This window comes from Streptomyces sp. MB09-01 (genome assembly GCF_033794505.1).
Lineage (GTDB): Bacteria > Actinomycetota > Actinomycetes > Streptomycetales > Streptomycetaceae > Streptomyces.
In genome coordinates, this window is the sequence record NZ_JARAYQ010000306.1 from 1 (window position 1) to 8,706 (window position 8,706).

The following is an 8,706-nucleotide window of genomic DNA, read 5'->3' on the forward strand; positions in this document are numbered from 1 at the left end:
GGGGGCGATCGGGGCGCGCCGACCGTACCGGGCGCCCCGATCGCCCCCCGCGCGCCCGGCGCCCCCGCCTGGGGCCAGCCCGGCTTCGGTGCGGGCCCGTACGGCGGTTACCCGCAGTCGAAGCCGGTCACCAACGGCCTGGCCGTCGCCGCCGTGATCGTCGCCTGCTTCGGCGTGTTCACCGGCGTCGTGCCCTTCCTCTTCTGGGCCGGCGCCCTGATGGCCATCGTCGCCACGGGCCTCGGCATCGGCGCCATCGTCCGCGCCAACAACGGCGCCCCGAACAAGACGATGGCCGTCGTCGGCACCGTCCTCGGCGTGCTCGGCCTCGCCGCCTCGATCGGCGGCTTCTTCATCACGACCGCCTACATCGGGAACACCTCCCGCGTCGACCAGGGCATCGACATCGGCGACGACGAGATGGACCTGGAGGGGCTCTACCCCAGCGGTGAGCCCTGGCCATCCGCGTCCCCGTCGCCCTCCCAGGTCCCGGGCCTGACCAGCGCGCTGCCGTTCGGCGAGACCTTCACCTACCCGAACGGCGTCAAGGTGAGCCTGTCGGCTCCGACGGAGTACAAGCCGAAGGGCATCATCGCCCGCGAGCGGGTGAAGAACGCGATCCAGCTGACGGTCACCATCACCAACGGTTCGTCCTCGCCGCACGAGGTCATCTACGCCATGCCCAACGTCCGCGACGAGCAGGGCATGACCGCCGAGATGGTCTTCGACAGCGGCGGCTCCGGCGGCAGTGTTCCGAAGATGATCAAGGGGTCCATCCTGCCGGGCGCGTCCGCCAGCGGGATCGTGGCCTTCGAGGTCCCCGAAGGCACCAAGAGCATCACCGCGGACATCTCCGCGGGGACCCTGCTCGACGACGTGAAGTATGCCGGCCCGATCGGCTGACGAAGCAGTTCCCGCAAGGGAAAACGAGCGGGGCCCAGGACATCGCGTCAGAAAGACGATTAGACTGGGCCCCGTGCCTCAACTACGCCTCGCTCTGAATCAGATCGACTCGCACGTCGGCGACATCGCCGCCAACGCCGACTCGGTCGTGCACTGGACCCGGCACTCCGCCGAGCAGGGTGCCCACCTGGTGGCGTTCCCGGAGATGATGCTGACCGGGTACCCCGTCGAGGACCTCGCCCTGCGCGGCTCCTTCGTCGAGGCCTCCCGCGCCGCGCTGCGCGGGCTCGCGGAGCGGCTGGCGGCCGAGGGCCTCGGTGAACTGCCGGTCGTCGTCGGCTACCTCGACCGCACCGAGAAGGCCGTCCCCCGGCTCGGCAGGCCGGCCGGCTCCCCGGAGAACGCGGCGGCCGTGCTGCACCGCGGACAGGTCGTCCTGCGCTTCGCCAAGCACCACCTGCCCAACTACGGGGTGTTCGACGAGTTCCGGTACTTCGTGCCGGGCGACACCCAGCCGGTGATCCGGGTGCACGGCGTCGACGTGGCCCTGGCCATCTGCGAGGACCTCTGGCAGGAGGGCGGCCGGGTCCCGGCCACCCGCTCCGCCGGGGCCGGACTGCTGATCTCCGTCAACGCGTCCCCGTACGAGCGCAACAAGGACGACCTGCGCCTCGAACTGGTCCAGAAGCGGGCCCAGGAGGCCGGCTGCACGCTCGCGTACCTGGCGATGATCGGCGGCCAGGACGAGCTGGTCTTCGACGGCGACTCGATCGTCGTCGACGCCGACGGCGAAGTCATCGCCCGCGCCCCGCAGTTCTCCGAGGGCTGCGTCCTGGTCGACCTCGACCTGCCGGCGGCGCGCGCCGACGCCCCCGAGGGCGTGGTGGACGACGGACTGCGCATCCACCGCGTGATCCTGTCCGAGGAGCCGGTGGAGCCGTACGAGGCCGTGGTCACCGGCGGTTACGCCGACCGCCTCGACGACGACGAGGAGATCTACGACGCGCTGGTCGTGGGCCTGCGCGCGTACGTGAAGAAGAACGGGTTCCGCTCCGTCCTGGTCGGGCTCTCCGGAGGCATCGACTCCGCCCTCGTCGCCGCCATCGCCTGCGACGCGATCGGCGCGCAGAACGTGTACGGCATCTCGATGCCCTCGAAGTACTCCTCGGACCACTCCAGGGGCGACGCGGCCGACCTGGCCGAGCGGACCGGCCTGAACTTCCGGACCGTGCCGATCGAGCCGATGTTCGACGCGTACATGGGCTCGCTGGGCCTCACCGGCCTGGCCGAGGAGAACCTGCAGTCCCGGCTGCGCGGCACCATGCTGATGGCGGTCTCCAACCAGGAGGGCCACATCGTGCTGGCCCCGGGCAACAAGTCGGAGCTGGCCGTCGGCTACTCCACGCTCTACGGCGACTCGGTGGGCGCGTACGGCCCGATCAAGGACGTCTACAAGACGGACGTCTTCCGGCTCGCGCACTACCGCAACCGGGCCGCCGCCGAACGCGGAGAGACCCCGCCGATCCCGGAGAACTCCATCGTGAAGCCGCCGAGCGCCGAACTGCGCCCGGGCCAGGTGGACACCGACTCGCTGCCGGACTACCCGGTGCTCGACGCGATCCTGGCCCTGTACGTGGACCGCGACCAGGGCATGGAGGCGATCGTGGAGGCCGGGTTCGACCGTGAGCTGGTCGCCCGGACCCTGCGGATGGTGGACACGGCGGAGTACAAGCGCCGGCAGTACCCGCCGGGCACGAAGATCTCCGCGAAGGGCTTCGGCAAGGACCGCCGGCTGCCGATCACGAACGGCTGGCGCGAGCAGGCGTAGCCACGGCGCGCGGCTGCCGGGCTCGGAGGCCGGGCCCGGCAGCCGCCCGCGTCAGGGCTTGACCGTGACCCGGGCGGCGACCGGAAGGTGGTCGCTGCCCGTACGCGGCAGGGTCCACGAGGCCTCCGGCCGGATCCCGCGGACCATGATCTGGTCGATCCGGGCCATCGGGAACTGCGCCGGCCAGCTGAAGCCGAAGCCGTCGCCGGCCGCGCCCTGCGTGGAGCGCATCTGCGAGGTCACCTCGGACAGGGCGCGGTCGTTCATGGTGCCGTTGAGGTCGCCGAGCAGGATGACCTTCTTCAGCGGTTCGGCGGCGAGCGCGGCGCCCAGCGCGTCGGCGCTGTCGTCGCGCTGGTTCGCGGTGAAGCCGGCGTTCATCTTGACCCGGACCGAGGGCAGGTGCGCGACGAAGGCCGCGACCTTGCCGTGCGGGGTGTCGACGGTGGCGCGCATGGCCCGGGTCCAGCCCATCCTGATGTCGACGGGCGCGCTCGCGCTCAGCGGGTACTTGCTCCACACGCCGACCGTGCCCTCGACCGAGTGGTACTTGTACGTGCCCGCCAGGGCCTTCTCGTAGACGGGGACGGCGCTGCCCTTGAGCTCGGTCAAGGCCAGGATGTCGGCCCCGGACCCCGCGACCGATTCGGCGGTGCCGCGCGGGTCGGGGTTGTCGGCGTCGACGTTGTGGGTGGCGACCACGAGGTTGCCGCCGGACCCGGACTTGTCGGTGACCAGGCCGCCGAAGAGGTTCGCCCAGACCGCGCCGGTCAGCACGAGGGCGATGAGGGCGGTCGCGGACTTGCGGAAGACGGCGCCGGCCAGCAGGAGCGGGACGGCCAGGCCCAGCCAGGGCAGGAAGGTCTCGGTGAGGCTGCCGAGGTTGCCCACGTCGTTGGGCAGCTGCGCGTGGAAGATCATCACCAGCGAGATCAGTACGGCGATCGCGGCGAGCACCCATCCGCGCCGCCAGATCCCGGGGTCCTTGCGCAGTTCGGCCAGCCGGCGCCGGAAGGGGGATCCGGAGGGCTCGGGCTCCGAGCCGCCGTTCCCCGATTCCGTCATGTACGCCTGTGCCATGCCACTGCCCTCACTGCCGTGCTCGCGCTCCGTCCCCGCCCTTGACCCTAGGCGATGCACGAAGCCTTCCGTGTCGTACCTCACGACCGTCCGTCACGGTCGTACGTCCGGGAGGACGAACGGCCGTGCGCACGGGGTTCCGGTTGTCACGAAACGCGCACATTGGATCCTGCGGGCCGGTGTGCGCCCCACACCACTTCCGCCTTCGGCCCCGCGGATGCCACCATGGTGGGTGAGTCCGGGGACGCCGTGAGGGCGCCTCGAGATGACACAAGGAGCAGTTGCAATGACGCATGCCGTTTCGCCTGCCCGCGAACCCGCATCCGCGGCCTCCCCCACCCTGTACGGAGGCACGGGCACCCGGCGCATCACCGTCCGCGACCTGACCCTCGCCAAGGAACGCGGCGAGAAGTGGCCCATGCTCACCGCCTACGACGCGATGACCGCGTCCGTCTTCGACGAGTCCGGCATCCCGGTCATCCTCGTCGGCGACTCCATGGGCAATTGCCACCTCGGCTACGACTCCACCGTCCCGGTGACGATGGACCAGATGACCATGCTTTCGGCGGCCGTCGTGCGGGGCACGAGCCGCGCCCTGGTCATCGGCGACATGCCGTTCGGCTCGTACCAGGAAGGCGCCGTGCAGGCGCTGCGGAGCGCCACCCGTCTCGTGAAGGAGGCCGGGGTCGGAGCGGTGAAGCTGGAGGGCGGCGAGCGCTCGCTGCACCAGACCGAGCTGATCGTGCAGTCCGGCATTCCCGTCATGTCCCACCTGGGTCTGACCCCGCAGTCCGTCAACGCCATGGGCTACCGGGTGCAGGGGCGCGGCGACGAGGCCGCGCACCAGCTGCTGCGCGACGCGAAGGCGGCGCAGGATGCGGGCGCCTTCGCGGTGGTGCTGGAGCTCGTCCCGGCCGAGCTGGCCGCCGAGGTCACCCGGTCCCTGCACATCCCGACGGTCGGCATCGGAGCCGGCTCGGAGTGCGACGCGCAGGTGCTGGTGTGGACCGACATGATGGGCCTGACCGGTGGGAAGCTGCCGCGGTTCGTGAAGCAGTACGCGAACCTGCGGGCGACCATGGGCGACGCGGCGAAGGCCTTCGCCGAGGACGTGGTCGGCGGAACGTTCCCGCAGGAAGAGCACGCCTTCCACTGATGAGGTGAACGGCCGCGCCGGCGGCCCGCCGCCCGCTCCACCGACAGCCCGCCGACCACGTGTCGGCGGGCTGTCGTACGTCTGTCGTACGTTTGTCGGTCGACTGTCGGTGCTTTGTCAGTGGCGGCTGGTCCCATGATGGGCATGACGCGAAACGACAAGAAGCCCAACGCCGTGGAGGTACGGGGGCTGGTCAAGCACTACGGCGAGACCAAGGCCCTCGACGGCGTGGACCTGGACGTCCGCGAGGGCACGGTCCTCGGAGTCCTCGGACCCAACGGCGCCGGCAAGACCACCCTCGTGCGATGCCTTTCCACCCTGATCACCCCCGACGCCGGCACGGCCGTCGTCGCCGGGTACGACGTGGTCCGCCAGCCGCGGCAGCTGCGCCGCACCATCGGCCTCACCGGCCAGTACGCCTCGGTCGACGAGAAGCTCTCCGGCTGGGAGAACCTCTACATGATCGGGCGGCTGCTCGACCTCTCCCGCAAGGACGCCCGCCGCCGCGCGGACGAGATGCTGGAGCGGTTCTCCCTGACCGAGGCGGCGAAGAAGGCCGCCATGAACTACTCCGGCGGCATGCGCCGCCGGCTCGACCTCGCCGCCTCCCTGATCGGCAAGCCGGCCGTGCTCTACCTGGACGAGCCGACCACCGGTCTCGACCCCCGCACCCGCAACGAGGTGTGGGACGAGGTCCAGCGACTGGTCGCCGAGGGCGCCACCGTGCTGCTCACCACCCAGTACATGGAGGAGGCCGAGCAGCTCGCCGGCGAGCTGACGGTCATCGACCGCGGCAAGGTCATCGCCAACGGCAAGGTCGACGAGCTGAAGGCGCGCGTCGGCGGCCGCACCCTGAAGATCCGCCCCGTTGCCTCCGCCGACCTGCCGGGCATGGCCCGCGCGCTGGCCGAGGCCGGACTGGACGGGGTGGCCGGCACCCAGGCCGTGCCGGACGAGGGCGTGCTGCTGGTCCCGATCCTGAGCGACGAGCAGCTGACCGCCGTCGTCGGCCTGCTGGCCGCCCGCGGGTACGCCATCGCCGACCTCGGCACCTACCTGCCCAGCCTCGACGAGGTGTTCCTGGCCATCACCGGCCAGAAGCCCGCCTCCGTCGAGGACTCCGTCCCCACCGAGAAGACCGAGGAGGTCGCGGCATGAGCACCGTAACCACGACGAAGCCCGCGCCCACCGCGCCCGGTCCGGCCTCGGTGGCCGCGCACCCGGGCGAGGGCCGGATCGGCCTGCGGGGCAACCTGCGGCACATCGGCGCCCTGGTGCGCCGCAACACCCTCCAGATCAAGCAGGACCCCGAGTCGATGTTCGACGTCGTGTTCATGCCGATCATCTTCACGTTGCTCTTCGTGTTCGTCTTCGGCGGCGCGATCTCCGGCAAGGGCAACCAGGCGGAATACGTCAACTACGTGGTCCCGGGCCTCATGGCCATGATGGGCATGAACATCGCCATGGGCGTCGGCACCGGCGTCAACGACGACTTCAAGAAGGGTGTGATGGACCGGTTCCGGTCCATGCCCATCGCCCGGTCCTCGGTACTGATCGCCAAGATCGTCGTCGAGCTCGGCCGGATGATGGTCGCCATCGCGATCCTGCTCGCCGTGGGCTTCCTGCTCGGCCTGTCGATCAAGGGGCCGGTGCTGGGCCTGTTCCTCTCGATCGGGCTGTCGGCCGTGTTCGGCGCCTCGCTGATGTGGATCTTCGTGCTGCTCGGTCTCACCCTGAAGACCCCGCAGGCGGTCCAGGGCATGGCGATGATGGTCCTGATGCCGCTGCAGTTCGGCAGCTCGATCTTCGCCCCGCCGACCACGATGCCGGGCTGGCTGCAGTCCTTCACGGACTACAACCCGCTGTCGAACCTGGCGGACGCCGCCCGCGCCCTGATCAACGGAGCTCCGGTCGGCGACTCGGTGTGGATGACACTGGCCTGGTCGCTCGTCATCACGGCGGTCACCATGCCGCTCGCGGTACGGAAGTTCCGCCAGAAGACCTGACCCGCGGACCGATCCGTTCGGATCGCGTCCCGGACGGACACCGGCCGGGGGCCGGGTCAGATGAGGGCGGTGGCCTCCTCCATGGTGAGGCCGCCGCCTTCGGCGTACGCCTTCTCGTAGGCGGCGTCGCCGAGCGCCGCCCGCGCCAGCTCCTCGACGAGGGAGCCGTCCTCGCGTTCCGTGGTGATCGGGAAGTGCCCGGGCGGCAGGTGCGTCCGGTAGGCGCCGAACAGCCGGGCGGCGTCGTACTCGCGCCGCGGGCCGCCGAGCGAGACGAGGGAGACGGCCCCGGTCAGCAGGTACACGGCGGGCAGCTGCGGGGCGACCATCATCACGAGCGGGTCCCGGACCCTGGCCGTGGCCTCGCGGATCCGCACCAGCGCTTCCTCGTACGCGCCGTCCTGGTTGTCCAGCCAGGCCATCGTGGCGAGGAGGAACACGTCGAAGACGGCGTACGCACCGAGCGCGAAGTCCTCGCGCAGCGCCTCGAGCTGGGCCCGGGCCTCGGCGATCCGGCCGGTGCGGCCGAGGAGGCCCGCGAGGAACATCCGGGCGGCGGGCATGGCCTCGTTGCCGTACCCCTGCCAGCGTGCCGTGATCTCGGTGAGGATCGCCTCGGCCTCCTCGGCCTCCCCGTTCTCGACCAGCGTCCCGGCCATCCGTACGCGCAACACCGTCACCTGGGCCTTGGCGCCCAGGCGTTCGGCGTGCTCGATCGCGGCCCGGAAGTCCTCGGCGGCCAGCGCGTACATGCCGCGCTTCTCCCGGGACTCGGCGCGCGCGGACAGCGCCTCGGCGCAGCCCCAGTCGTCGCCGAGCTCGCGGAAGAGGGCCAGACTCTCCTCGGCGTCGCGGGAGGCGTCGCCGGCCCAGTCCGCCCGGTTGGCGAGGATGTTGGCGCGGAGCTGCAGGGCGGAGGCGAGCTCCCAGCGGTAGCCGAAGGCACGGGCGGTCTCGACGGTCTCGTCCACGACGCGCTGCAGCAGCCCGGGGTCGCCCGCGATCATGACGGCGTAGATCCAGAGGGAGGAGGGGGACCGGCAGGTCTGCGGCAGCCCGGGCCGGTAGGCGGCGAGCACTCCGTCGATCTGGGCACGGACCTCGGGAGTGTCCCAGGTGTCGCTGTTCTGGTCGCGGGCGGCCAGCCGGATCAGCTGGATGCCGCGCCAGGCCTCGGTGAGCAGTTCGCCGGTGTACGGCGGGGGCGAGTCGACGATCCGGTCGTGGACGGGTTCGGCGGGAGCGGAGGGCGCCGCGAAGGGGTTGGGGCCGAGCGCGGCGGCCGCCTCGGACCAGTGCCGGGACTCGGTGGCCAGGTCGTGCATGTGCCAGTACCAGCCCAGGGAGTGGACGAGGCACAGCACCTCGTCGGCGTCGCGGGCGGCGACCGCGCGGCGCAGGGCGGTACGGATGTTCTCGTACTCGGTGACGAGCCGCTCGGTGGCGGCCCGCTGGCCGTGACCGCGGAGCAGGGGCTCGGTGGTGCGGGCCAGTTCGCGGTAGTGGACGAGGTGGCGGCGCTCGGTGTGCTCGCGGTCCCCCTCGGCGGCGGCGAGGCGCTCGGCGGCGTACTCGGCGACGGTCTCCAGGAGGCGGTAGCGCATGCCGGAGCCGTCGGGGCCGGGGGCGGCGACGACGAGGGATTTGTCGACGAGGGAGCCGAGGACGTCGGCGGTGTCGTAGGACGGGTCGGCGCAGACGTCCTCGGCGGCGGCGAGGTCGCAGCCGCCCGC

At 71.3% G+C, this 8,706-nt stretch carries 7 protein-coding genes; 5 read left to right on the forward strand and 2 right to left on the reverse strand.

Features of this window, described 5'->3' with window-relative positions; all coding sequences use genetic code 11:
* Positions 1–903: DUF4190 domain-containing protein (locus PV721_RS37740; RefSeq protein ID WP_319732512.1), on the forward strand; the 903-nt coding region annotated here is incomplete at its 5' end.
* 73 nt (positions 904–976) lie between these two features.
* On the forward strand, positions 977–2,731 hold the full coding sequence (locus PV721_RS37745) for an NAD+ synthase (RefSeq protein WP_319732514.1): 1,755 nt from the start codon (positions 977–979) through the stop codon (positions 2,729–2,731).
* Between the two features lie 51 nt (positions 2,732–2,782).
* On the opposite strand, the gene PV721_RS37750 is transcribed toward PV721_RS37745, so the two are convergent.
* Positions 2,783–3,811: an endonuclease/exonuclease/phosphatase family protein gene (locus PV721_RS37750; RefSeq protein WP_319732516.1), complete on the reverse strand. Its 1,029-nt coding sequence runs from the start codon at positions 3,809–3,811 to the stop codon at positions 2,783–2,785.
* 286 nt (positions 3,812–4,097) lie between these two features.
* Here PV721_RS37750 and panB point away from each other — a divergent pair, with 286 nt between their 5' ends.
* The 3 genes from panB (at position 4,098) to PV721_RS37765 (ending at position 6,973) form a co-directional block, all read left to right on the forward strand.
* Positions 4,098–4,967, forward strand: a complete 870-nt coding sequence (gene panB, locus PV721_RS37755; RefSeq protein ID WP_319732518.1) for a 3-methyl-2-oxobutanoate hydroxymethyltransferase — start codon at positions 4,098–4,100, stop codon at positions 4,965–4,967.
* Positions 4,968–5,102: 135 nt separating this feature from the next.
* Positions 5,103–6,125, forward strand: a complete 1,023-nt coding sequence (locus tag PV721_RS37760; RefSeq protein ID WP_416371263.1) for an ATP-binding cassette domain-containing protein — start codon at positions 5,103–5,105, stop codon at positions 6,123–6,125.
* Positions 6,122–6,973 (forward strand): ABC transporter permease, encoded by an 852-nt coding sequence (locus tag PV721_RS37765; protein WP_319732523.1) that lies wholly within the window; start codon positions 6,122–6,124, stop codon positions 6,971–6,973. The genes PV721_RS37760 and PV721_RS37765 overlap by 4 nt, the downstream gene beginning before the upstream one ends.
* A gap of 56 nt (positions 6,974–7,029) precedes the next feature.
* On the opposite strand, the gene PV721_RS37770 is transcribed toward PV721_RS37765, so the two are convergent.
* The coding region (locus PV721_RS37770; protein ID WP_319732526.1) for a hypothetical protein at positions 7,030–8,706 on the reverse strand (1,677 nt) is incomplete at its 5' end.

Coding starts and splice junctions, on each gene's coding strand:
- PV721_RS37750 (WP_319732516.1), bottom strand. CDS start 3,811: ATGGCACAGGCGTACATGACGGAATCGGGGAACGGCGGCTCGGAGCCC.
- PV721_RS37765 (WP_319732523.1), top strand. CDS start 6,122: ATGAGCACCGTAACCACGACGAAGCCCGCGCCCACCGCGCCCGGTCCG.
- panB (WP_319732518.1), top strand. CDS start 4,098: ATGACGCATGCCGTTTCGCCTGCCCGCGAACCCGCATCCGCGGCCTCC.
- PV721_RS37760 (WP_416371263.1), top strand. CDS start 5,103: ATGATGGGCATGACGCGAAACGACAAGAAGCCCAACGCCGTGGAGGTA.